Below are 24859 nucleotides of genomic sequence, written 5' to 3' on the forward strand. Positions count from 1 at the left end.
CCACAGTTTGCCCGAAAAAGGGGGAGGGCATACGAAAAAGAGCCTGCCATGTCAAATCATGGCAGGCCCCTAGCGGCGGTGTTATTCCTGGGGCGGATTCTCCTGGGCTTCTGTTTCCTGAACCTCCGCTTCCTGATGGGCAGACGGCTCCGCTGCGCGCTCCACAGGCTCCACCCGCGCGACCACCTCCACCTCATCGTCGGCAGAACTCTTCAGCTCGGCGATGCGGTCGTTGTTGGCCTCGATCGCCGCCTTGGCCGCAGTGATCTTCTCGCAGGAGGCGGCATAGGCTGCCTCAGGGGCGGCACCCTTCTCCGCATAGTACAGCTTACCCAGCTCGATGTACGCCTTTTTGATGGTGTCCTCCTCGCCCATGTTGGCGGTCTTTAGCTTGGCGATCTCCGCCAGCCGCTTGGACTGGGCTACACCGGCCTGGGCCAAGTCAGTGGCCTTTTCCTTGAAATTATCAAAAAATCCCATGGTATCGTTGCCTCCTTCATTCCATACGGTCGCCCGTTTGATGGCTTCATTTTATCCTATTTTGTTTTCCAGCGCAAGGACCTTGCCCCCGATTTAATGTTTTTTTCATCTTTGCTATATCTTTCTTTCAGGAATGGAATAAAAACGGAGTCTCCGGACATTCCGAAGGCCCCCGTTTCCAACTACATGTATCACTCAATACCGTCCAAAGTCACCGGAGCGGCCCTTGGTCACATCGGCGCCGAATTCATAGTCCTTGCCGGGCAGGATGGCGTTGAGGGCGATGCCAGCGATGGCCGCAATGGCCAGGGAGGTCAGCGTCACGGAGGCGCCGCCCACATGGAAGGTCAGTCCGGAGAACTCGTTGTTGTTGCCCCAGATCTTGAAGCCCAGGCCGCACACCATGATGACGGCCGCAATAATAAGATTGCGGGAGTTGGTGAAATCCACCCGGTTCTCCACCACGTTGCGCACGCCGATAGCGGAGATCATGCCATAGAGGATGAAGGACACGCCGCCGATAATGGCGGTAGGGATGGAGTTGATGACGGCGGCAAACTTGGGAGAGAAGGACAGCACCACCGCATAGACAGCGGCCAGCCGGACCACCTTGGGATCAAAGACCTGGGACAGCTCCAGCACACCGGTGTTCTCGCCATAGGTGGTATTGGCGGGACCGCCAAACATTCCGGCCAGGGAGGTGGCGATGCCGTCGCCAATGAGGGTGCGGTGGAGGCCCGGATTCTCAATAAAGTTCTCCCCCACCGTGGCGGAGATGGCAGACATATCCCCGATATGCTCCATCATGGCCGCCACGGCGATGGGGGCCATGACCAGGATGGAGGTAAGGTCGAACTTGGCCAAGACAAAGGGCTGCAGTCCGACCAGTTCCGCGGCGGCCATGCCGGAGAAGTCCACCTGGTTGGTAGCCAACGCTACCACATAGGGGATCACAACGCCCAGCAGAATAGGAATGATCTTGATCATGCCCTTGCCCCAAATGTTTGCCGCGATAACAACAGCGATGGACAGAAGGGCCAGCCACCAGTTCGTGGAGGCGTTATTGATCGCGCTGGGGGCCAGGGACAAGCCAATGAGGATGATGATGGGCCCGGTGACTACGGGGGGCAGGTAGCGCATGACCTTGCGCACGCCCAGCAGCCGGATCAGAGCGGCCAGCACCAGATACATCAGGCCAGCTATCACGATGCCGCCCAGGGCGTAGGGCAGCTTTTCCTCTCCGGTCATATTGGCATAGATGCCGGAATCCAGCTGGGCCACCGCGCTGAAGCCGCCCAGATAGGCAAAGGAGGAACCCAGGAACGCTGGCACCTTCAGCTTGGTACATACGTGGAAGAACAGGGTGCCCACACCGGCGAAAAACAGGGTGGTCTGGATGGAAAGGGGCAGCCCGTAGCCCTGGACCAGGATGGGGACCAGCACGGTAGCGCCGAACATGGCGAACATATGCTGAAGGCCGAGGATCAGCATTTTGGGCAGGCCCAACTGACGGGCGTCGCGGATAGGCTCGTGGTGATTCATTTACATTTCTCCCTTCACGTTTGGCACACAAAAAAAGACAACCACATTGTGATTGTCAGCGGCAGATAGAAATGAGGGCCCCGTCAAACTTAGGCCAGCTAAAAGGCTCATACATGGTCATGACGCGCTCCCCCTTTCTCGTTCCGAAGTATCATAACAGAATTTCCGACAGGACGCAAGAGAAAATGTTATGTTTTCGGGATTTTTTCTCGAAAGATAAAAGATTTTTTCTTCTCTGCCGGCTTGTTGGTCGTTCCGCGCATTGACTTTTTTCCCTTGGGGGGATAAACTAGTTTTGATTTTTCCCTCTTGGGGAGTTTTTTGCCTTCCCGCTGGGAAGGCTTTTCTCTGTCCCGCCCCATACCAAAGATAAAGGAGCGATCTGCCATGAAGCGGCCCTTCGTCACCCTGGAGCAGCTCCAGGAAATCGTCAAACAGTACCCCACCCCCTTCCACCTTTACGATGAGAAGGGCATCCGTGAAACCGCCCGCGGCCTGTACCGGGCCTTCTCCTGGAATCCAGGCTTTAAGGAGTATTTTGCCGTCAAGGCCACCCCCAATCCCCAAATTCTGAAGCTCCTGCGGGAGGAGGGCTGTGGCGTGGACTGCTCCTCCCTCACCGAGCTGATGATGAGCCAGCGGTGTGGCTTTGCCGGGGACGAGATCATGTTTTCTTCCAATGATACGCCCGCCGAGGAATTTCAGCTGGCCGCCGAATTGGGGGCCACCATCAATCTGGACGATATCAGTCACATCGACTTTTTGCGGAACACCATCGGCTATATCCCCAAAAAGATCTCCTGCCGCTATAACCCTGGCGGCACCTTTACCCTGGGCGAGAGCAAAGAGGGCTTTCAGGTGATGGATAACCCCGGGGAGGCCAAATACGGTCTGACCCGGCCCCAGATGACCCAGGCATTCCGCCGGCTGAAAGAGCTGGGCGCCGAGGAGTTCGGCATCCACGCTTTCCTGGCCTCCAACACCATTTCCAACGAGTATTACCCTGCGCTGGCCGCCATTCTCTTCCGCACCGCTGTGGAGTTGAAGGAAGAAACCGGCTGTCATATCACCTTTATCAACCTGTCCGGCGGAGTGGGCGTCCCCTACCGTCCGGATCAGCCTGCCAATGACATCGCGGTCATCGGCGAAGGGGTACGGAGGGCCTACGAGGAGATCCTGGTCCCCGCGGGGATGGGTGATGTGTCCCTCTGCACCGAGCTGGGCCGGTTCATGCTGGCTCCCCACGGCCACCTGGTCACCCAAGTTCTCCACGAGAAGCACACCTATAAGGATTATATTGGGGTGGACGCCTGTGCCTCCAATCTGATGCGGCCGGCCATCTATGGGGCCTATCACCACATCACTGTGATGGGCAAGGAGGACCTGCCCTGTGACCACAAGTACGACGTCACCGGCGCCCTGTGTGAGAACAGCGACAAATTCGCCATCGACCGGATGCTGCCTGAGATAGACATTGGTGATCTGTTGGTCATCCATGACACCGGCGCCCATGGCCACGCTATGGGCTATCAGTACAATGGACGGCTCCGTTCCGCCGAGGTCCTGCTGTGCGAGGACGGCTCTACCCGCCTGATCCGTCGGGCCGAAACGCCGGAAGACTATTTCGCCACCGCTATTTGGGAGTAAGGCGTCTGCCGGGGACTGAGGGCTGTATACAACTCCGCGCCCATTTCCAGGGCGATTTGGAATTTGTACTCCATGTCCAGGCACAGCTGGTGCGTCAGACTGTCCATCAGCTGGTCCAAAAGCTGGCACCCCTCCTCATTCAGCCGCCCCTTCAACTGATTGTAATTTTTATCCACGATTTCACCACTAGCCCGATAGTCCGGGTCTTTCATCATTTCATTTCGGCATTCCAAGACATAGTCATACAGGATTCTTACCGATTCTATCATGATTTGTCCTCCCACTTTTATACTCCAAACGGGTTAATTCTATTATAATTACTCCGTTTGGGGCTGTCAAGGGGGTAAAGAAAAAATGACAAAATTATCTGACCGTCTTTTCCTCCTCCGAAAAGAACGGCATCTCACCCAAGGAGATGCGGCAAAAGGAATGGGCGTCCCGTTCAGCACTTACCGGCGATATGAAAAGCGGGAGCGGGAGCCGGACGCCTCCACCCTGGTCCGGATGGCCGACTTCTACCAGGTCACCCTGGATTACCTGGTGGGCCGGTCTGAGAAAAGGAGCTAGTATTTTGAACATCATGGGTGAGATCGCCGTTGTGTTCGGCGTTTGTCTGATCTCCGAGGGCATCTCCTTTCTGCTGCCCTTCCCCTTTCCCGCCGGGGTCATCAGTCTGGTGCTTCTCCTGCTGCTCCTCTTTTCTGGAGTGGTAAAGGAGCGGCACATCGGCCGGGTCTCCGGCTTCCTGGTGGACAATATGGCCTTCTTCTTCGTCCCGCCCTGTGTAGCCATCATAGAGCATTGGGAGAAGCTTCTTCCCTACCTGATCCCCTTCTTTTTTATTGCCGTAGTCACCACTCCCCTGGTCTATCTGGTCACCGCCTGGACCATCCAGCTACTCATTCGTCGGAAGGGGGGGAAAGGCCGGTGAGAGACATTCTTTTCTCCTCCCCCTTCTTTGGCATTGTGCTGACCTGCGCGGCCTGGAGCGTGGCTCAGTGGATCCAGAAACGGACCGGCTGTTTCCTGCTCAACCCCCTTGCCGTGGCCGTGGCTCTGATCCTGTCGGTATTGGCAGCCCTCCGTGTCCCGTATGAGGACTACCAGCAGGGCGGCGATGTCCTCTCCCTGCTCCTGGGCCCAGTGACCGCGGTGCTGGCCCTGAATATCTACCGCCAGCGTCAGCTACTAAAGGAGTATTTTTTCCCTGTCCTGGCGGGGTGCTTCACCGGCTGTCTCACTAGTCTGGGGTCCATCCTTCTGCTGTGCAAACTGCTGTCTGTGGACAGTGTCATTGCCTCCTCCCTCCTGCCTAAAAGCGTCACAACCGCTATCGCTGTTGCCATCTCGGACAGCAACGGTGGTATTCAGGGCATCACAGTCACCGCCGTGCTAGTGGCCGGAGTAATAGGCGCTATCTTTGCCCCCCTTTTCGCCAAACTGTTCCGCGTCACAGACCCGGTGGCGGAAGGGGTGGCCATCGGGGCGTGCAGCCATGCTCTGGGTACCTCCAAGGCCATGGAGATTGGCGCTCTCCAGGGGGCTATGAGCTCTATCGCCCTTTGTGTATGCGGCATCATGACCTCCATCATCATCATGTTTTTCTAATCCGCATAAAAGCAGCCCGTGCCATCGGCACGGGCTGCTTTGTCTTTTATCATAAATTAGCGTTTCTTGCTGAAAATACGCTCCAAAATATCCCAGTCGTCGTCACTGACCTTGGGCTTCTCCGGTTCGGCAACAGGAGAAGCGGCCGACTGCCCCTCTCCAGCTGGCTGCCCAGCCTCCTGGGACGGAGCCTGTACCGCGGGACGCTCCCCAGCAGCGCTGGGGGCAGTTGGAACACTGTTGGGCGCCTGGTCAAACCCGGTAGCGATGACAGTGACCCGAATCTCGTCCTCCAGGGACTCATCAAAGGCAGCGCCGAAGATGATATTGGCGTCGGGGTGAGCGGCCTCTTGGACCAGGTTGGCCGCTGTCTCTACCTCCTCCAGGCCGATATCCATAGAGCCGGTCACATTGATCAGCACGCCCTTGGCGCCGTTGATAGAAGTCTCCAGCAGGGGGCTGGAAATAGCCATCTTGGCAGCCTCCTCAGCCTTATTCTTGCCCGCGGCGCGGCCAACGCCCATGTGGGCGCACCCCGCGTCCTTCATGACGGCGGACACATCGGCAAAGTCCAGATTGATAAAGCCGGTGTTATTGATCAGGTCAGAGATGGACTGGACGGCCTGCTGCAGAACATCGTCCGCAATCTCAAAGGCGTTGAGCATGGTGATCTTCTGGTCCGTGGCCAGCTTCAGCCGCTCGTTGGGGATGATAACCAGTGAATCCACCTTGTTGCGCAGTTCAGCAATCCCGTTCTCCGCCTGCTTCATACGGCGCATTCCCTCGAACCGGAAGGGCTTGGTGACCACGCCCACGGTAAGTATCCCCAGCTCCTTGGCAATATCGGCCACGATGGGGGCCGCGCCAGTGCCGGTGCCACCGCCCATGCCGGCGGTAATAAAGACCATGTCAGCGTCCTCCAGGACCTTGGAGATCTGGCTACGGTTCTCCTCGGCAGACTTGCGGCCCACCTCAGGGTCGGAGCCCGCCCCCTGGCCGTTGGTCAGCTTCTCGCCGATCTGTATCTTCTGGCCTGCGCCAGAGAGCGACAGCGCCTGCTTGTCGGTGTTGACCGCGATGAAATCCACGCCCTTGGTGCCGGTACGGACCATACGGTTGACCACGTTATTGCCGCCGCCGCCGACGCCCACTACCTTGATGTTTACTACGCTTTCAGGACCCATATCCAATCCGAAGGCCATTGTCGTTCCTCCTATGTAAATGTGGAAGCTATCGCCGCAAAACAACCTGTTGTGGATAGCTTCCGCTTGTGAAGTCTACATTTTGTTATATTGTATCGCTCTTTCCTTTGCCGGTCAAGAGAAAATCTCGCTTCCGACGAAACTTTCCGTCATTTTTCAATACTTCCCATCAATCGGGAGAATACACCGCGGCGTAGTCCTGCTGTGTCAGGTCCATGGTGCCGGATGCCTGACTGCCAAACTCCTCCTCCGCCTTGGCCACCGCCTGCTCCAGCACTCGGAGCTTATAACTAAAGTCCGCGTTAAGGGGCATTTTTACCTCAAACCGCTCCAGATAGTGCAGTTTGACCTGGGTGTCACTCAGTTGGATGGAGGACACCCGGTCCACCGCCTCCATCTCCTCCAGAGTGGCCAGCAGATCCAGCAGGGCATCCAGTCTGGGCTGCTCCGCCTCTGGGATCTCCAGCATGGTACCCGCCTTTGGTGACAGGGCGGTGAGCCCTGTCACCTCGATGGCTCCGCTGTCGGCGGGCGCCGGCTCCAGCAGCTTGCCCCCCACACTGATGAGCCATGGCTCCGAAGCCGCCTGGAGGGTGGCCGGCTGACTGCCGGAGGAGCTGGCCTCTGGGTCCTCCGCCGGCTGCTCCGGTTCCTCCACTGTCACCGCCGCACCCGGTTCCGGGGGCAGGATCTGGGCGACAGCGTCCCACTCGGACACCGTAATGACGATGGTGCTGGGCAGAGAGCGGCGGATCAGAATCTTCTCCACATAGGGCAGCTGCCGCAGCACCTGATCCCCGATCTGATACTTATTCATTCGGTAGAGATTGTCGCCGATTTGGATGCCGGAGGCGTCTATCACCTCTTGCTGTGTATAGCGGCTGTTTCCTGTCACAGCGATGGTCTCCACCTGGAAAAATACTGTGGCCCCTATGGTCAGGGCGATGACCACAGCCAGGGCGCAGAGCAGCTTGAACAGAGGGCCAAAGCGCCCTCTGTTCTTCCTGCGTGTTCTGCTGTGGTTCTTTCTCGGCATACGATCCTCCCTGGCTCCGCCGGGCTCCCATCCGGTTCCTGCCGGAAGTTTGCACAGCTTCGCCGCTGGTTCTCTGTGTTCCCAATGGTCCCCCTCTGGTCAATCCGGAAGCTCCTGAATATCCGCTCCCAGGGCCCGCAGGTTCTGAGGCAGCTTCTCATAGCCCCGGCAAATATGGTGCAGGTCGGACACCTCCGTGGTCCCCTCCGCCCCTAGTCCGGCTACCACCAAGGCGGCCCCGCCTCTCAGGTCCGTGCTTCGGACGGCGGCTCCATGGAGCCTTCCTACCCCGGTGACTACCGCCACCCGGCCGTCTACCCGGATATCCGCCCCCATGCGGCGCAGCTCGTCTACATGGCCGTACCGGCTATCAAACATATTCTCCACAAACATGGTGGTCCCCTGCCCCCCAGTCAGGGCGGCCATCAGGATGGCCTGCCCATCGGTAGGGAAACCGGGATAGGGCGCGGTACGCACAGTTGGGATGCTCTGAAGCGGCCCCCGGCTCTCCAGCAGAATGTGGTCCGGTCCGGAAGTCAGGCGGCAGCCCGCCTCCTCCAGCGCACTGAGCACCGCGGTAAGCGTCTGGGGCTCCGCCCGGGTCAGCTCCACCTCTCCTCCGGCGGCGGCCGCCGCGCATAGATATGTAGCCGCCGCGATCCGGTCCCCCATGACGCAGTGCTCCGCCGGATGGAGCGGCACGCCGCCCCGGATGGTGATAACCGAGGTCCCTGCCCCCGACACCTCCGCCCCCATAGCCCGCAGAAACCCTTGCAGGTCCACAATTTCCGGCTCGCGGGCGGCGCCTTGGATCAAGGTGACCCCCGGACAGCCGCAAGCGGCCAGCATGGCGTTTTCCGTCGCGCCCACGCTGGGCAGGTTCAGGCAAAGCTCCCTTCCCCGGAGGGCTCCGCCTCCCTGGCAACGCAGGCACCCCTGGTCCTCCCGGATCTCCGCACCCAGACGGCGCAGAGCGGACAAGTGCAGGTCGATGGGCCGGGGGCCCAGCTCACAGCCGCCGGGATAGGTCAGCTCCGCTTCCCCCAGCCGGGCTAGCAGCGCGCCCAGAAAGATCACAGAGGAGCGCATCTCCCGCATCAGCCGGTCCGGAATGTCCGAACGGCACAGGGCAGAGGCATCCACCAGGACAGTATCCCCCTCCCGCTCCGTCCGGCAGCCCAGAAGGCGCAGGATGTCCAGGGTAGCAGATACGTCGGACAGGTCGGGACAGTTGTGGATGACACTCTGACCCGGGGCCAACACGGCGGCGGCCAGGATGGGCAAGACACTGTTCTTGGCCCCCTGAACGGACAGGCTGCCCGATAGGGGCCGTCCGCCCTCGATTCGATAAAAGCTCATGGGATAGCCTCCAAATTTCTTTGATTCAGGCTATCCTATGCGGAAACAGTCCATTTGGTTTATGAGGCGGTCCCGCCCCTTCTTATGCTTTGTCTCGCATGATTTCCCGCAGGGTCTGGTATATCTTCTCCCCGGCGTTGGGCACAGCCATGGCGTTGAGGGCCCGGACCATGGCGTCCCGCCGGTCCCGCTCCTGCATCAGCAGCTCCACAGTATCGTAGAGGGTATGCTCCCCGCAGTCCTGCTCCCGCAGGAGGATCGCCGCCCCCTGGTCAGCCAGCACCCGCGCGTTCTTTTCCTGGTGGTTGGCAGTGACATTGGGGGATGGGACCAGCACCGAGGGCTTGGCGATGGCGGTGATCTCCGAGATCGTGGAGGCCCCCGCCCGGCACAAGACCACGTCGGCGGCGGCCATGACCAGAGGCATATCATAGATATACTCCCGGACCTCCACCCCGTTGTCCCCCAGCTTCAGCCCCCGGCGAAGAAGCTCCTCCCGCATCCAGGGGAAGTCCCGGCCGGCGCCATGGATATGGCGGATGGGAGCGCCCTCATAGCACTCCTTGGCGATGAAATCCACCATCTTCTGGTTCATGACCTCTGCCCCCAGCGAGCCCCAGTAGGACAGCAGCAGGGGCCGCTCGTCGGCGAGGCCCAACTTCTCCCGCGCCTCCTGGCGGGTATACTTGAAAAAATCGCCCCGGACCGGGGTGCCGGTGACCACCACCTTGGAAGGGTCGTCGTAGTGGGAACGGCTCTCCTCAAAGCCCACCATCACCCGGTCCACCACTCTGGCCAGGGCCTTTGTGGTCAGGCCTGGGACGGCGTTTGACTCATGGACGGCGGTGGGGATCTTCCGGCGGGCGGCCTCGTTGACCACAGGGAAGGAGGCGTAGCCGCCGGTGCCCACCACCAGGTCAGGCTTAAACTCATCCAGAATAACCTGAGCCTGCTTTTTGGACTTCCGCATATTCATCAGGGTGCCCAGGTTGTGGGCGATATCAGCAGGGGCAAAGGAGCGGTGGAAATTGGTGATGGTGACGGAGCGGATCTCGTAGCCCTCCTTGGGCACCAGCTTATTTTCCATCCCTCCATCGGCCCCCACGAAGAGGACCCGGCAGCCTGGGTGCCGCTCCTGGAAGATATGGGCCAGAGCCACCGCGGGATTCACATGGCCGGCGGTACCGCCGCAGGTAAACAGAATGTTCATAAAACACCTCTTCTGTGAGCGTGAAGAACAGATGCCTTATCTTAGCTCTCCACGCTTTCTATCAGTCCTTTTTCGGCGCCGGAATCTGCCGGGAGATGCTCAAAATAATGCCCATCTCCGCCAGTTGTATCATCAGCGCGGTACCCCCGTAGCTAAAGAAAGGCAGAGAGATGCCCGTGTTGGGGATCAAGTTGGTGACCACCCCGATGTTTAGAAATACCTGGGCGGCCAGCAGCGTGATGATACCCACGATGGTCAGGGTGCCGAATTTGTCTCTGGCGTGGAGGGCCAGCCAATAACCACGCATGATAAGCAGGGCGAACAGGATCAGGACGATGGCCGCTCCAATGAAGCCCAGCTCCTCCACTACGATAGAAAAGATAAAGTCATTTTCCGGCTCAGGGATGTAGAGAAACTTCTGGCGGCTCTTGCCCAGCCCCAGGCCCAGCAGGCCGCCAGAGCCGATGGCATAGAGGGACTGGATGGGCTGATAGCCCGCGCCCTGGGGATCGGACCAGGGGTCCAGCCACAGGTTGATCTTCCGCGTCATATAGTCGGTGGCAAAGACCACAAAGGTAAGGGCGGCCACAGCAAAGGAGCCCAGCCCTACGAACCATCCCAGATTGATGCCTGATGCGAAAAGGACGGCGGCGGCCCCCACCATGATGAGGATGGTCCCTGACATATGGGGCTCCATGACCACCAGTACCAGCACCAGGGAAAGCACCGCACCGTAAGGCACCAGTTCCAAAAAGCCGATGCGCTCCAGCCGGTTCAGAGTCCGCCCGGTGAGCGTCCGGTTGGTAAACTTCTTTTTCCGCTCGGTGTCCCGCTTGGACAGCCGGGCCGCGAAAAACAGGACCACCGCCACCTTAGCAATCTCGGAAGGCTGAAAGGTGGGGCCGGCCACCAGGAAAAGATAGAGCCAGCGTTTCACCTGGTTGATCTCTACGCCGATGGGCGTCAATACCAGCACCAGCAGCGCAATCGCGCCCACCAGCACAAAGACAGACATCCAGCGAAAACGCTGGTAATTGATCTTGGATGTCACATACATCACCAGCAGACCTGCCGCGGCATAGGCGGCCTGCCTTCGGATGTAGAACATGGGGTTGTTCTGCACATTTTGGGACGAGTCATAGTAGGCCGAGGCAAAGGAAGCGGAAAACATCATGATGAGCCCGATCCCCACCAGCATGAGCACCAGCATCAGGAAGGGCAGGTCCATGGGGCCGCGGGCCAGCTGCTCCTCCATGGTCAGGTCACGTTTTGCTTTTCTGGCGATAATGTCCACCTCCTTTGATCAAATGGGGACGTACTCGGACAGGGATCCGGAAAAGCGCGGGGCTGCTCTCTCCCGGCGTCAGACCGGATAGCGGTTCATTACTCCCAGAAAGGCCACGACGCACAGCACCAACGTCAGTCCGGAAAAGACACAAAAGAGCTTGGTTTCGCTCCAGCCGCCCATCTCCAGATGGTGGTGGAGGGGCGCCATGCGAAAGAACCGCTTTCCGCCTGTTTTCTTGAAATAGACTACCTGGATAATATCGGACAGCACCTCAGCCACATAGACCAGGCCGATGATGGGGATGACCAGGGGGATATTCAGGGCGAAGGCCAGCCCGCACACCATACCGCCCAGAAAGAGGGAGCCTGTGTCCCCCATAAAGACCTTGGCGGGATGGAAGTTATAGAGCAGGAAGGCGGACAGACCGCCGGCCAGGGCAGCAGAGAGTACCGTCAGGTCATCCCGGCCGTACCAGGCGGATACGCCCACATAGAACAGGGCCACAGGGATGGTGACGCCGGTGGCCAGCCCGTCGATGCCGTCGGTCAGGTTGACGGCGTTGACAGTGCCCACCATGACAAAAGCGGCGAACACCATGTACACCACCCAGGGAAGGGCCAGCTCTACATTCAGGAAGGGGATATACAAATTGGGGGTCAGATAGCCGCTTCCGCGCAGCAGCACAGTGAAGACGATAGCCGCCGCAAGCTGGAGCAGGAACTTCTGACCGGCAGTCAGTCCCTCGTTGGCGTGGTGGCGCAGCTTCTGAAAGTCATCAATAAAGCCGATGATCCCAAAGACCAGAGCAAACAGAAACACATACAGGTGGTTTCGGCTTCCCCGAAGCAGGTCCTCCCACCCGGCTGTAAGCACGGCCACGCCGATGGCCAGGATAAACATGATGCCGCCCATGGTGGGGGTCCCCTGTTTGGCCATGTGCCAGGTGGGTCCATCCTCCCGGATGGACTGGCCCGCCTTCAGCCGGCGAAGCAGCGGGATCAGGATCTGGCCCGCGATAGCGGCCACGCCAAAGGCCACGATAAAGCTCAGTATATATGTCATGTCGGAACCCCTCCAGGTCGTCTTTCTCTCAAGTAAGTCAAACCGCGCATATGCGGCCTATTATTATACTATGCCCGCCGGAGTTTTTCCAGTCCTTTCTTGTCGTTCCGGCAGAGTTTTAAGCCTTTGCACACACTTTCCCGTCCTTTTTCTCGGAAATGGCACGCCTTTCTCACGGCTCCGCCCCACTCCCCGCCAGCGCCGTGCCGGCCCGCGCTTGGGCGGCCGCCTTAGGAGGCGTTCTTTGCGCGGCAAACCAGTCGGCTACAATCTCCCGCTCGTCCAGATGATGGAACACGCCGTTGATCTCCTGATAGGTCTCATGGCCCTTGCCCGCCAGCACGATCACATCGCCAAGCTGTCCCTGGGACAGGGCCCAGCCGATGGCCGCAGGCCGGTCCGGCTCCACATGGACCTTCTCCAGCTCCCCCTCCATACCGGACAGGATATCGGTGATAATGGACTGGGGATCTTCCGTCCGGGGATTATCCGAGGTGACCACCACCACATCGGCCAGGTCCTGGGCGATGGCCCCCATAATGGGCCGTTTGGTTTTATCCCGGTCTCCCCCGCAGCCAAACAGACAGATGAGACGCCCGGCGGTAAAGTCCCGCGCGGTGGTCAGGATGTTCTCCAGGGCGTTGGGGCTGTGGGCGTAATCGATGATGACGGTATAGGCTGGAGGAACAGGGACCACCTCCACCCTGCCCTTTACCCCGTGGACTGCGGGCATGACCCGAGCCATCTCCTTCAGACCCAGGCCCAGGCACAGTCCGGCGGACAGGGCCGCCAGGGCGTTGTAGATGGAAAACCCTCCGGGGATGGGCAGGTGGACGCGGACTAACCTGCCGGTGGAGAGCGCGTCAAACTCCACGTGGCTGGGGAACAGGCGGATATTTTTGGCGCTCAAATTCGCCTGGGTCCTGTTTTCTGAATAGGTAAACACCGGACATCTGACCCGTTCCAGATACCAGCGGCCCGCTGGGTCGTCCAGGTTCAGCACCGCCTGGCGGCACTGGTCAAAGAGCAGTCCCTTGGCCGCTCGATATTCCTCCATGGTGTGGTGATAATCCAGGTGGTCTTGGGTCAGATTGGTGAACAGCCCCAGGTCAAAGGTCAATCCCGCCGTCCGGTGCTGGACCAGGGCGTGGGAGGATACCTCCATTACCACATAGGTACAGCCATTGTCCAGCATCTGGCGCAGAAGGGCTTGGAGCTCATAGCTCTCCGGGGTGGTGCGGTGGGCAGGCAGCTCCTCCCGCCCTATCATGTTCCGATTGGTGCCAATCAGGCCCACCTTGGCCCGGCGCGTCCCCTCCAGCAATTCTTTGATGAGGCTGGTGGTGGTGGTCTTGCCGTTGGTCCCGGTGACCGCCACCAGGGTCATAGCGTCCCCCGGATGTCCAAACCAGTTGGCCGAGAGAAGGGCCAGAGCCAGTCTGGTATCCTCTGTCACCAGCCAGGGACCCGGCCGATCCGGAGCCCGCTGGCACAGGACGGCCGCGGCGCCTCTCTCCAGAGCCGTGTCGATGTACCGGTGACCATCCGTCTTATCTCCGGGCAGAGCCACGAAGAGAGCGCCGGGCTCCAGGGTCCGGCTGTCATAAGAAATGGAATTTATTTCCATCTCCTGGTCAATGTTACCCCCCTTGAGGGGGACGCCGTTCAACAATTGGCGCAATTTCATGTCGTCACCCCTCAAGGGTGGGTTTGATTCTCTATAAATTTTGCCAAAATGATGCAGCAGTCTAGCGAGCCGGAGGGATCTCCCTATCTCGAGTCTACCGCGCCGTCCTCCACAATGTTGGAGAACTGAACATCTACCACGGTGCCCATGGCGGCTGTTTCTCCGCCCAGGATGCTCTGGTCACTGGCAGTCGTGGTATTACTATAGTACACAGACACGCCGGAGGCCCGCATAAAGAACCCGGCCTCCTCCAGCCGTTTCTTGGCGCCCTCATAGCTCATGCCCACCACATCTGGGACAGTACCGCTCTCCTCGGGCACCGCGTCCCCTAGGTATAGCACCACAGTGGAACCTCCTGGGACGCTGGCCCCGGCGGCAGGGAGTTGAGCGGTAATGCTCTCTCCCTCGCCCACTGTGCGGTACTTCAGGTTTTTCTTGTCTAACGCCTTTTTGGCATCGGCCACTGTCATACCGGTGACTTTGGGGGTATTTACATCCACGGCGGCGGACTCGTCGGCGTTGTACTTCTTCTCCACTCCCATATAGTCCAAGATCTGGGCGATCAGGGGGCCAGCTTTTGGGGCGGCCATATTGCCGCCGCTGATGTACACCCCTGTGGTGGATTCTTTGGGGTTAGTGGCGCTCTCCTGAGGTTTGTCGTAGGCCAGCAGGACGATGACCTGAGGGTCGTCAGCCGGAGCGAAGCCCATAAAGGACACGATAGTGCGCCCCGTCTCCCCTGTTTCCGAGGAGCCCGTCTTACCGCCGATGCGGTACCCCGCCACATAGGCGTTCCTGCCGGTCCCCTTGGACACCACCTGCTCCAGGATATCGGTGGCCCGCTGGCTGGTCTCCTGGCTGACCACTTGACGGACGACCTCGGTCTCCGTGTTCTGGACCACGGTGCCATCCTTCGTACTGATAGACTGGACCACATAGGGCTTTACCAGGTTACCGCCATTGATGACGGCCGCAAAGCCTCGAATCATCTGGAGGGGGGTGACGTTGAATCGCTGGCCGAAGGAGGCTACCGCCAGGTCAGTGGGAATCATGTCTTCCCGCTCCCAGACCACGCCCTTGCCCTCTCCAGGCAGGTCAATGCCTGTTTTTTCCTTCATGCCGAAGGCCTCGAAATAGTCGTAGAACAAATCGATGCCCAGCCGCTGACCGATGGCGATGAAGGCGGGGTTGCAGGAGTTGCCCACCGCCTCCGCCAGGGTCTGGGAACCGTGGCCAGTGACCTTAGAACAGTGAATCGTGTGATCGGCGATCTTCACGCTGCCGGAGCAGTAAAAGGTGTCGCTCTCACTCACCACCCCCTCCTCCAGGGCGGCGGCCAGCACCAGGGCTTTGAAGGTAGAGCCCGGCTCATAGGTATCGTCGATGGCCTTACTCCGCCACTGGCTCATCACGGCCTGACTGTATGCCTGACTCTCTGCCTGTGCCATGAGCTCGGCGTCGGTCAGATTTTCCGGATTGTCCGCCTTCAACTGCTCGTAGATGGCCTGAGTGTTCTCATCCATCTTTCCATTCAGCATATCATCCAGAATTTTTGAGTAGTTATTGGGATCAAAGTCCGGGGAACTGGCGATCCCCAGGACAGCGCCAGTGTTGGGGTCCATGGCAATGGCGAAGGCGCCGTTGCGCACGTCATAGTCCTGGATGCCCTCCTCAATGGTTTTTTCCAGATAGGACTGGATGGTAGCGTCGATAGTCAGGGTCAAGTCATAGCCGTCAATGGCGTCCACGAAATCAGAGTATGCGTTGTACATCTGGGTGCCCGCTCCGGTCTTGGTGGTGACCACCCGGCCGGCGGTGCCCTCCAGCACGTCGTTGTACGCCGCCTCGATACCGTAGGCGCCCCCCTCGTCATTGACAAACCCCAGGGCCTGGGCAGCTAGGCCGGAGTAGGGGTAGTAGCGTTTGGTCCCGGGAGTAAGGTATAGGTAGGCGGAGGTCTTGTTCTCGGTGATGTATTCCCGGATGGCCTGGGCCTCCTCCTCCTCGATGTTCTTCTTGATCTCACGGTAGGAATACTTGGTGGCGTGCACCTGGGTATCTACTCTCTCCTCGTCCAGGCCGGGGACGAGAGCCGTCAGGTCCCGGACCATCTGGTCCTGCTTGGCGGCCACCGCCGCCTCGTAAGCCGCCTGGTCCAGATTGCCCTCCTCATCGGTAAAGTCCTTTTTGGACACGCTCTTTTCCAGGTCGTTGGGGGATAAGATCAGGTTGTATACTGTGGCTGACATGGCCAGCACGTTGCCGTTTCGGTCGTAAATGTTCCCCCGGCTGGAGGACACGGACAGGTCCAGCGTCTGCTGCTTGGTGGCCAGCTGCTGGTAGTAGTCATGGTTGACAATGGCGATGTTCCACAGCTTCCAAAACAGAGGGATGAACATAAGCACACCGCACACCGCCATCAGGAAGACCGTGCGCCGGAATATAGACCGTTTGGAGTGGCTGCCCCGGGTCCCGCCGCCCGCGCTCTGGCGGCTTTTTCTCCCGTATTCCTCCCGCATAACGCTTCCCTCCTTTGCGGTAGAAGGGCGCAAGAAATATCCTTTCTTGCGCCCCTTGCTCTATCTTTCGTCTTTCATCTATATGGCCGGTTCAGCGGAAATATTCAATCATTTCTCCCAACACTGTGCCCGCTGCCTTCAGGGCGCCGACGATGCCTCCGGAAGCCTCCTGCTCACCGTAGACCACCACGGTATCCGGCTCGGACAAATCGATGTACTCTACCTGGTCGCTGGTGGGCCGCACCATGCTCTCTCCCACCGCGGCCTGGATTGTCTCCATATCAAAGACCTTTTCGTACTGGGCGGACAAGGTAGCGTTCTCTGTCTGGAGTGTGGTCAGCTGGTTTTGGAGGGATACCACCTCCCCATTTAGGGCGGTAAACTGGGCAAAGCTGGTAATGAGCAGGGCCGCAAAGACTGCCACCGCAATGAATCCCACCACCGCGAAGGGAGCCACCTGACCGGCCTCTCGGACCTGGACCTGGGTGCGGGTCAGCTGCTTGCGGCGGATGTGCTCCCGTGTCTTGGGCTGGGGACGGCGCTGAAGCTCCTCCTCCCTTCTGGGGGCACGGACGGCAGAGCCGTCATAGGCGGGGGCATAGGCCACGCTGCCATAGGTGTTATATACGGTTGTGCTGCGACGGCGGGCGGCCATAGCGCTCACTCCTTCTCTTTGGTAGGAAGCGGGCACGCCGGACGTGCCCTTTACAATTTTTCCGCCACCCGCAGCTTGGCGCTGCGGGAGCGGGGATTCTCCTCCAATTCCTGGGCAGAGGGGAGAATGGGTTTTTTATTCACCAGCCGGATGTCCGGCATCTTGCCGCAGACGCAGACGGGAAAATCCGGCGGGCAGGTACATCCCCTGGCAAAACCGGCCAGGCTGGTCTTGACAATGCGGTCCTCCAGAGAGTGGAACGTAATCACCGCCAGCCTTCCCCCTCTGTTGAGATGGGAGACCGCCCCCTGGAGCATCCGGTCCACAGAAGACAGTTCGTCGTTGACCGCAATCCGAATGGCCTGAAAGGTCCGCTTCGCGGGGTGCTGTTTTTCTCTCAACGCCTTGGCGGGCATAGCGCTTTTGATGATGTCCACCAGCTCCAGAGTAGAGAGGATAGTCCTCTCCGTCCGGCGGCGGACGATAGCAGCGGCAATCTGAGGAGCGCAGCGTTCCTCACCGTACTGAAAGAGGATGCGCCGCAGCTCCTCCTGGCTCCAGGTGTTGACCACCTCCGCGGCGGTCAGCCCCTCAGACCGGTCCATCCGCATATCCAGGGGGGCGTCAGCCATGTAGGAGAACCCACGGGAGCTGTCATCCAGCTGCGGGGAGGACACCCCTAAATCAAAGAGCATCCCATCCACACCGGACAACTCCAGCTCCTCTACAATCTGGCCCACCCGGTCAAAGTTGCTGTGGACCAGGGTGACCTTATCCATGTATTCGTCCAGCCGCCGACCCGCAGACTCCAAGGCCGCCTCGTCCCGGTCCACACAGATGAGCCGCCCGGTATTCAATCTCTTTGCGATCTCCCGGCTGTGGCCTGCCCGGCCCAAGGTCCCGTCCAGATACACGCCGTCCGGGCGGATATTCAGCCCCTCAATGCACTCATTGAGCAGAACGGGGTAGTGGGTAAACTCACTCATATCAGAATCCCAGCTCCGCCATACAGGCAGCCATCTTCTCCGGCGTCATTTCTTCCTCCTCCTGGGCATTCCAGGCATCGGCGGACCAGATTTCCGCCCGGTCATTGACTCCGATGATGACTACATCCTTCTCCAGGCCGGCATATTTGCGCAGCTTCTGGGGGATGACGATGCGCCCCTGGCTGTCCAGCTCGCACTTGGCGGCGTTGGCGAACAGCGGCCGCATGGCCTTGGACTGGCTCATTGGCAGGGAAGCGAATTTTTCAGTAAAGCGATCCCAGGTGGCTTGGGGATAGATGGCCAGGCAGGCGTCCACGCCCATAGCCAGGTAGAAGGTGACCCCCAGCTCCTCCCGGAGCTTGGCGGGGATGAACAGCCGGCCCTTAGCATCGATGCTGTGCTCGTATGTGCCGGTCATGTTCCTCACCTCTCCCCCACTTTAGTGGTTTATATAGGGATTTTACTCCACTTTACTCCACCTTGCCTTTTAGTATAAAAGGTGTTGACATAAAATGCAAGTCTTTTTTTCATGGTTTTTTATAGAAAAAACCGCCGCTTTCCTTCGAAATCGGCGGTTTCTTTACAAAAACATCTGTTCCATTTAGTTTACAATAACTTCCAACCAGTCCAGTCCCATTGATATCTTGTGCCACTCTCTTCTTTCCATCGCAATATATTGTGCTCGTTTTTCTTTTCTGACAAAAAAAGTCCGTCCGCACCCGGAACGGGCGCGGACGGATCCATTGTCATCTCCGACAAACAGGGGTTCAGTTGACTTCAGCCTCATCCTCCAGCCTCTCCAGCTCCTCCAATCGCTGGGCTACGGGGGACTCTAGCGCGCTCTGGCTACAGGATGTCTGCATATAGGCGGCCACAGCGGTGGTGCTCTTCTTCACCGGAGTGATGGTTCCCGCGCCGGCCACACAGCCGCCGGGACAGCCCATCCCTTCCAATAGATAGCCATTATACTTGCCGGCCTTAGCCATTGCCAACATCTTCCGGCACTCCCGCAGACCATCGGCGTGCTCCACCAGAACCTCTCTTTCGGGGTCCAGCTCCTTGATGGCAGCCTTGACCGCGGCGGCCACTCCCCCCGTCACCGCGAAGCCACGGCCAGCGCCAGTGGCTCGCATAAAGTCGTTCTCGGGATCGCCGGGCATCTTGCTGGGGTCCACGCCCTTAGCGTCGAACACGCCCTGCATCTCCTCAAAGGTGAGGACGAAGTCCACATAGCTTCGGATGGTACGCCGGGAGGCCTCCAGCTTCTTAGCGGCGCAGGGGCCAATGAATACCACACGGGCCTCGGGGTCCTCCTTTTTGATGAGCCGGGCCGTAAGCACCATGGGCGTCAGGGCCATGGAGATGTTGTCCTTGAACTGGGGGTACAGCTTTTTAGCCATCACAGACCAGGAGGGACAGCAGGAGGTAGCCAGGAAGGGGAGCTCGTCCGGCACCTTCTCCAAAAAGTCCTTGGCCTCCTCGATGGTGCACAGGTCGGCGCCCACCGCCACCTCCCGCACATCGGCAAAGCCCACCTGGAGCATAGCCTCCCGCATCTGGGCGGCGGACACATTCTCACCGAACTGGGTGACGAAGGCGGGGGCCACAGCGGCGACGACTCGATCCCCCCGCTTGATGGCCTGAATCATCTGGAAGATCTGGCTCTTGTCCGCGATGGCGCCGAAGGGGCAGTTGACCAGACACATTCCGCAGGATACGCACTTGTCATAGTCGATCTTGGCCCGGCCCAGCTCGTCAGAGCTAATGGCATCCATGCCGCAGGCCTCGGCGCAAGGCCGCTCAAACTTGATAATGGCGTTATAGGGGCACTGGTCCACGCACTTGCCGCACTTGATGCACTTCTCCTGGTCGATGACGCTCTTACCCTGGACCACCTTGATGGCATCCTTAGGACAGACTTCCCGACAGGGATGGGCCAGACAGCCCTGGCACATATTGCTCACCCGGACCTGCTTTGGGGGGCAGGCGTTGCAGGCAAAGGGAATAATGTTGATCAGCGGGGGCTCATAGTACTTCTCCGCCACCACGCTGTCCTCCAGATGGTCGATGGTAGGGGCGTATTCATTCAGATCCCGCAGAGGCAGGCCGATGGCCAAGCGCAGCCGCTCGCTGACGATGGCGCGCTCCACCAAAATATTCTGGCGGTAACGGGCCACCTCGCCAGGGATGATCTTATGGGGCAGGCGTCTAAGCGTCTCCCCATAGTCGCCGCCCTCAAAGGACATCCTCGCCACCTCGGTAAAAACCTTGCGGCGAATGTCGTTGACTACGGTATGCACTCCTCGCATCCCAGTTTCCTCCTTAGAAAGATACAGATAAGATTCTTTTTCAATCGGTATCATACCACAATATCCTGTTGCTTGACAATGCCTCATCTGACAAGTATTCCCGTTTTTTGCAGGAAAAATTGTATTTTTGTGTGAAGACTGGGATTTTCTAGGATGTGTTCTCTTTATTTGCAGAGTTTGATTCAGGAACTATCCTGTTTTTATAGGGTCTGGAGTAATCTTTTTCTTTGCGCGGCAGGTAAATCGTGTTATACTGAAAGCAAGGAGCTTTGAGATATAGAAAGGAGTGATCAGCGGTGGCGATGCTGGATTGGGGACCTCTGGAACAGGCCTGTATGTCCTGTCAGAAATGCGCCCTGGCGGACACTAGGCACAACGTGGTCTTTGGGGCAGGTGTGCCAAACGCGGAAGTCATGTTTATCGGGGAGGGCCCTGGAGAGAACGAGGACTTGCAGGGCGAGCCCTTCGTAGGCCGGGGCGGGAAGCTGCTGGACGATATGCTGGAGCTCATCGACCTGGACCGGAAGAGGAACGTATACATCGCCAATATCGTCAAATGCCGCCCGCCCCAGAACCGTGACCCTCTCAACTCGGAGCAGGACGCCTGCATCGGCTATCTCCGCAACCAGGTCGCCCTGATTCGCCCCAAAATCATTGTGTGTCTGGGGCGCGTCGCCGCCATCCGTCTGATCAAGGAGGACTTTAAGATTTCAAAGGAGCACGGCCAGTGGTTCGAAAAGGCCGGTATCCATATGACCGCCCTGTTCCACCCGGCGGCCATCCTCCGGGACCCCCGGCGGCGGCCGGAAACATTTGAGGATTTAAAGGGCCTCCAGGCCAAGATCCAGGCGATCTGTGAACGGACCTATTGACGTTGTTCTGCCGGCAGCTGCTCTGCCGGCAGATTTTTTTCGATACTGTGAAACGCCGCCCCACCCCCAGCCGTACCTATAAGCAGAACCAAACGTACGAATGGTCTACACCCTACTGAAACAGAGAGGAGGAAGCTCCTTGGACGAAACAGGTCTGGTCCTGGCGCTGGCCCAGGGCGACCGCGCCGCGCTGGAGGATACCATCCGGCGGTATACCCATTATGTGGCCGCAGTAGCCGCCAGGGCCCTGGCCCCTGAGCCGCTGAGGGAGGATTTGGAGGAAGTGGTCTCCGACACCTTTCTCGCCCTGTGGCGCAGCCGGGAATCGCTGGACCCGGTCCGCTCCCTCCGGCCATGGCTGGCGGTGACCGCCCGGAATCTGGCCATCGACCGGGTCAGAAGGCGGCGGGAAACGGACGCCATTCCAGACCATCTTCCCGACAGCCGGCCGGGCCCCGAAGAGCTGGCGGAGCGGCACCAGCTCCACAGTCAGCTCCGGCGGCTGGTGGACAGCATGGAGGAGCCGGACCGGACTCTGTTCCGGCGCTATTACTTTGAGGAGGAGCCGCTGCACCAGGTGGCCAAAGAGATGGGGCTGAACCAGGCCACTGCCCGGACCCGGCTGGCACGGGGACGGCATAAGCTGCGGGAGGCCCTGTGTGGGAAAGGAGGGACGCCCTGTGTCCAGTCACATTCATGAGCTGTGGAACGACTTAGGTCTGCCCGAGGAGTACCCCGAGCTGGACCCGGAAGCTATCCTCTCCCGTGTCGAGGCCGCACTGGAGCAGGAAGAGGCGGCTTCCGCTCCGCCGGAAGGTCCAAGGCAGAACAGTATGAAGAAAAAAATGAAATGGGCGGTCCTGCTGGCCGCCACCCTGGCACTGACCACGGGGGCCGCCCTGGCGGCGGCCTACCAGATGGGGGTACTGGACCTGTTTTTCACACGGGGGGACGCCAGCGTGGTGGAGCCCTATGTACAGGACACCATCAAAAGCGTGGAAAACGAGGACTACCGCCTGACGGCGGACAGTATGCTCTATGACGGTCAAAACGTCTTTGTTGTTCTCACTGTGGAAGGGCTGAATCAGCAGGCTATCGACGACCTGATGAGCAACCGGGCCTTTGCCGAGGCCCACCGGGACTTCTGGGGGGAGGATATGGTAAGCAGGCTGCTGGAGAGCGGCAGCACCGGCCCCGATGGGATCTCCTACGATCTTCGCACCCATTCGGGCAGTATGGGAATCCATGACCTCCCCAATCCCAGCGGCACCAGCCGTTCCTGGCAGATCGACATTCAGTTCGGCGAGTATGTCGGCCCTTTGGAGGAGCCTCTGAATGTATGGCTGGCCTTTATGGGCCGGGATTACGCCGTACGGCTGCCTATGGATTCTGTGGTGGAGCCCATCCGCGTCACCCCGGACCTGGAGGTCATCTCCAATGAGTTTCTGGGGCTCCGGGGCCGGTTGAAGGAGCTTATCCTCACCCCAGTGTCCTACTCCTACGAGTTGGAACGCCTCGGGGACTGGTCCTCCTACGCCGACTCTATCACTGACCTGGGCGTTGCCACCGACCTGTTCTATCTGAAGATGAAGGACGGCTCCATCCTGACTCTGGCACAGTTGGGAGACGTGAACCATCAGTTTGAACAGGTGGTGGACCTGACCCAGGTGGATTCCATCGTCTTTGACCAGTGGGAGTTCCCCGTGGACGGCTCCCCCACCAGAGAGGCGGAACTGGACCCCCGTCTGCGGCCCTTCCTGATGGACCCGCCCAGCCCGGTCTATGACCTGGAGGGGCTGCGCTTGGGCCATCTGTCCCTCCGCCAGCTCTGCGAGAGGCTGGGTGCGGAGTACCGCTGGGACGAGGACAGCCAGACCGCCACCGCTCGGTACCGCGGGGTGACCATCACCGCCACAGCGGGCAGTTCCACCATCCTGGTGGACGGACAGCCTATTGAGGCCACCTACTACTCCACCAAAACAGACGAAAACGGCGACGAGATGTATCTCCCCAACCCCGCCGTCCCCGTCCCGGACGGGTGCGACCTGCTGGTGGGGCACCATCTCCTGGAGGACGCCTGGAACATCTGGTGTCTGGGATGCTGGAGCCACGATGTTTCTCCCGAGGGCTTCCAGTTCGACGCCTGGCTCATCATCCCCTGATCCTGCCGCTTGCGCCCCTGCCTGAATCCAGGCGGGGGCGCTCTTGACTTTATTTTGCCAGTTCCTTATACTAAAAACGAATTCTGGCGAAGAACGCCGTCCATCACCCGGCTTCGGCCGGAGAGAGAGAAGTGTCCGCCTTGCACAACACCGCTCATCCGTCCGTCGGGCTGGAGCGTCCCCCCTCCCGCCTGCCTGTTTTAGATGACTTCAATGCCCTGTGCTGCCTGCTGGTCATCATGATCCACGTCATGTCTCTAGGCATCACCGACGCCGACCCCACCTCCTGGCAGGGGGCGGTGGTCTTTGTCCCCTGGCTTCTCAGCCGGTGTGCTGTCCCCGGCTTTCTGTTCAGCGGCGGGATGAAGATGGGGCTGGAGCTGGCGAGGGACACCCTGTCCCCCTACGGGCCCTATATCCTGCGCCGGGCCAAAAAGGTCTATTTCCCCTACCTCTTTTGGACTTTGTTCTACTATCTCTGCTTTCTGCCCATCGGCTATGTGCGGGGCAGTCTGGCAGAGCTGGGAAATTATTTATGGTTCGGCTCCCTGTCGGCCCAGTTCTATTATGTACTGGTGGTCATGCAGCTCTATCTCCTGCGCCCCCTGTGGCGGCAGCTGGTCCGGCGTGTGGGCTGGCTGGCCGGCTGTGCGGGCGCCCTGGTGGTCATGCTGGCCGCTCTCTGGCTCCAGGGCGCGGCCGCCCGGGCCCTTCCCTGGTTCGCGCCCTATCAGGGCAAGCTGTTCATTACCTATCTGTTCTATTGGGTGGCCGGTCTGTACGCCGGCTATCTCCGGCCGGAGCGCCCGGCCCCGGCCCGCCGGCTGTGGGCCATCCTGGGCTCAGGGCTGGTGGTGCTGACCTATCTGGGCCTGTGCTATCTGGAATTTTCCGCCGGGGTGGTATTTTTTAACCTGGAGCTGATGAAGCCCCTCTCCAACCTCCTGTCCATTTACCTGCTGATGGAGCTGTGCGCCGCCTTGAAGAACTGCGGCCCTCTGCTCCGGCGGTTCCTCAACTGGCTGTACCAGGCCTCTCTCTTTGTGTTCTTTGTCCACTGCCTGGTGCTGACCTACGCCACCGCTATCCTGCAGAAGCTGGGCGTCCACTCCCTCTCTCTGCTGCTAATTGGCCGTCTAGTTGCCGCCTATTTGGGCTCCTTCCTTCTCTATTGGCTCTGGAACCGGCTGCGGCAGACGATTCACCCCCGCTGATTTTGTTCATAAACGAAAAAG

The 24859-nt window shown here is 59.4% G+C and carries 24 protein-coding genes; 8 read left to right on the forward strand and 16 right to left on the reverse strand.

Annotation, left to right across the window (positions count from 1 at the left end):
• Positions 1-81: 81 nt before the first annotated feature.
• From ACEVJK_RS07270 to ACEVJK_RS07280, 3 genes are all read right to left on the reverse strand, one after another.
• Complete coding sequence (locus tag ACEVJK_RS07270; RefSeq protein ID WP_147571508.1) at positions 82-480, reverse strand: serine proteinase; 399 nt, start codon at positions 478-480, stop codon at positions 82-84.
• 195 nt (positions 481-675) lie between these two features.
• Positions 676-2022, reverse strand: coding sequence for a uracil-xanthine permease family protein (locus tag ACEVJK_RS07275; RefSeq protein ID WP_147571510.1), 1347 nt, complete (start codon positions 2020-2022; stop codon positions 676-678).
• A 188-nt stretch (positions 2023-2210) separates the two neighbouring features.
• Complete coding sequence (locus tag ACEVJK_RS07280) at positions 2211-2411, reverse strand: hypothetical protein (protein WP_147571512.1); 201 nt, start codon at positions 2409-2411, stop codon at positions 2211-2213.
• Between ACEVJK_RS07280 and ACEVJK_RS07285 the strand changes: the two genes are divergently transcribed.
• On the forward strand, positions 2410-3669 hold the full coding sequence (locus tag ACEVJK_RS07285) for a diaminopimelate decarboxylase (RefSeq protein WP_374740290.1): 1260 nt from the start codon (positions 2410-2412) through the stop codon (positions 3667-3669). The genes ACEVJK_RS07280 and ACEVJK_RS07285 overlap by 2 nt on opposite strands.
• Here the strand turns inward: ACEVJK_RS07285 and ACEVJK_RS07290 are convergent.
• On the reverse strand, positions 3642-3938 hold the full coding sequence (locus ACEVJK_RS07290; RefSeq protein ID WP_186851933.1) for a DUF6809 family protein: 297 nt from the start codon (positions 3936-3938) through the stop codon (positions 3642-3644). The two genes, ACEVJK_RS07285 and ACEVJK_RS07290, sit on opposite strands and share 28 nt — an antisense overlap.
• Positions 3939-4023: 85 nt before the next feature.
• Here ACEVJK_RS07290 and ACEVJK_RS07295 point away from each other — a divergent pair, with 85 nt between their 5' ends.
• The 3 genes from ACEVJK_RS07295 to ACEVJK_RS07305 are packed head-to-tail and all read left to right on the forward strand — an operon-like array spanning position 4024 to position 5277.
• A complete protein-coding gene (locus tag ACEVJK_RS07295) occupies positions 4024-4236 on the forward strand; it encodes a helix-turn-helix domain-containing protein (protein WP_186851932.1) in 213 nt (70 codons plus the stop codon).
• A 13-nt stretch (positions 4237-4249) separates the two neighbouring features.
• Positions 4250-4600, forward strand: a complete 351-nt coding sequence (locus ACEVJK_RS07300) for a CidA/LrgA family protein (RefSeq protein WP_240288919.1) — start codon at positions 4250-4252, stop codon at positions 4598-4600.
• The gene (locus tag ACEVJK_RS07305) at positions 4597-5277 is read left to right on the forward strand and encodes an LrgB family protein (RefSeq protein WP_186851930.1); all 681 of its coding nucleotides are present in this window, start codon (positions 4597-4599) and stop codon (positions 5275-5277) included. Before ACEVJK_RS07300 ends, ACEVJK_RS07305 begins: the two co-directional genes overlap by 4 nt.
• A 56-nt stretch (positions 5278-5333) precedes the next feature.
• Here the strand turns inward: ACEVJK_RS07305 and ftsZ are convergent, their stop codons facing one another.
• The 12 genes from ftsZ to ACEVJK_RS07365 form a co-directional block, all read right to left on the reverse strand.
• Complete coding sequence (gene ftsZ, locus ACEVJK_RS07310) at positions 5334-6479, reverse strand: cell division protein FtsZ (protein WP_147571533.1); 1146 nt, start codon at positions 6477-6479, stop codon at positions 5334-5336.
• Positions 6480-6648: 169 nt separating this feature from the next.
• Entirely contained in the window at positions 6649-7515 is an 867-nt protein-coding gene (locus ACEVJK_RS07315; RefSeq protein ID WP_262669690.1) for a cell division protein FtsQ/DivIB, read from the reverse strand.
• A 99-nt stretch (positions 7516-7614) separates the two neighbouring features.
• Positions 7615-8874 carry a UDP-N-acetylglucosamine 1-carboxyvinyltransferase gene (murA, locus tag ACEVJK_RS07320; RefSeq protein WP_147571537.1) on the reverse strand — a complete coding sequence of 420 codons (1260 nt, stop codon included), beginning with the start codon at positions 8872-8874 and terminating at the stop codon, positions 7615-7617.
• 82 nt (positions 8875-8956) lie between these two features.
• Positions 8957-10084, reverse strand: coding sequence for a glycosyltransferase (locus tag ACEVJK_RS07325; RefSeq protein WP_147571539.1), 1128 nt, complete (start codon positions 10082-10084; stop codon positions 8957-8959).
• A 61-nt stretch (positions 10085-10145) separates the two neighbouring features.
• Positions 10146-11378: an FtsW/RodA/SpoVE family cell cycle protein gene (locus ACEVJK_RS07330; RefSeq protein ID WP_374740292.1), complete on the reverse strand. Its 1233-nt coding sequence runs from the start codon at positions 11376-11378 to the stop codon at positions 10146-10148.
• Between the two features lie 69 nt (positions 11379-11447).
• On the reverse strand, positions 11448-12434 hold the full coding sequence (mraY, locus tag ACEVJK_RS07335) for a phospho-N-acetylmuramoyl-pentapeptide-transferase (RefSeq protein WP_147571541.1): 987 nt from the start codon (positions 12432-12434) through the stop codon (positions 11448-11450).
• 172 nt (positions 12435-12606) lie between these two features.
• Positions 12607-14121 (reverse strand): UDP-N-acetylmuramoyl-L-alanyl-D-glutamate--2,6-diaminopimelate ligase, encoded by a 1515-nt coding sequence (locus tag ACEVJK_RS07340; RefSeq protein WP_374740293.1) that lies wholly within the window; start codon positions 14119-14121, stop codon positions 12607-12609.
• 83 nt (positions 14122-14204) lie between these two features.
• On the reverse strand, positions 14205-16640 hold the full coding sequence (locus ACEVJK_RS07345; RefSeq protein ID WP_374740294.1) for a penicillin-binding transpeptidase domain-containing protein: 2436 nt from the start codon (positions 16638-16640) through the stop codon (positions 14205-14207).
• 91 nt (positions 16641-16731) lie between these two features.
• The gene (locus tag ACEVJK_RS07350) at positions 16732-17295 is read right to left on the reverse strand and encodes a hypothetical protein (RefSeq protein ID WP_374740295.1); all 564 of its coding nucleotides are present in this window, start codon (positions 17293-17295) and stop codon (positions 16732-16734) included.
• Positions 17296-17345: 50 nt separating this feature from the next.
• Positions 17346-18281, reverse strand: coding sequence for a 16S rRNA (cytosine(1402)-N(4))-methyltransferase RsmH (gene rsmH / locus ACEVJK_RS07355; RefSeq protein ID WP_374740296.1), 936 nt, complete (start codon positions 18279-18281; stop codon positions 17346-17348).
• 1 nt (position 18282) lies between these two features.
• Positions 18283-18699, reverse strand: a complete 417-nt coding sequence (gene mraZ / locus ACEVJK_RS07360) for a division/cell wall cluster transcriptional repressor MraZ (RefSeq protein ID WP_147571551.1) — start codon at positions 18697-18699, stop codon at positions 18283-18285.
• 349 nt (positions 18700-19048) lie between these two features.
• Entirely contained in the window at positions 19049-20590 is a 1542-nt protein-coding gene (locus ACEVJK_RS07365) for a 4Fe-4S dicluster domain-containing protein (protein WP_147571553.1), read from the reverse strand.
• Between the two features lie 302 nt (positions 20591-20892).
• On the opposite strand from ACEVJK_RS07365, the gene ACEVJK_RS07370 reads away from it, so the two are divergent.
• The 4 genes from ACEVJK_RS07370 (at position 20893) to ACEVJK_RS07385 (ending at position 24838) form a co-directional block, all read left to right on the forward strand.
• Positions 20893-21462: a uracil-DNA glycosylase family protein gene (locus tag ACEVJK_RS07370; RefSeq protein ID WP_147571706.1), complete on the forward strand. Its 570-nt coding sequence runs from the start codon at positions 20893-20895 to the stop codon at positions 21460-21462.
• Between the two features lie 139 nt (positions 21463-21601).
• Entirely contained in the window at positions 21602-22162 is a 561-nt protein-coding gene (locus ACEVJK_RS07375; protein WP_240288267.1) for an RNA polymerase sigma factor, read from the forward strand.
• Entirely contained in the window at positions 22143-23624 is a 1482-nt protein-coding gene (locus ACEVJK_RS07380; protein WP_374740297.1) for a stalk domain-containing protein, read from the forward strand. Before ACEVJK_RS07375 ends, ACEVJK_RS07380 begins: the two co-directional genes overlap by 20 nt.
• A gap of 131 nt (positions 23625-23755) precedes the next feature.
• Positions 23756-24838 (forward strand): acyltransferase, encoded by a 1083-nt coding sequence (locus ACEVJK_RS07385; RefSeq protein ID WP_186851922.1) that lies wholly within the window; start codon positions 23756-23758, stop codon positions 24836-24838.
• Positions 24839-24859: the final 21 nt, after the last annotated feature.

Origin of the sequence: Flintibacter sp. P01028 (assembly GCF_041925235.1) — a bacterium.
Lineage (GTDB): Bacteria > Bacillota > Clostridia > Oscillospirales > Oscillospiraceae > Lawsonibacter > Lawsonibacter aceti.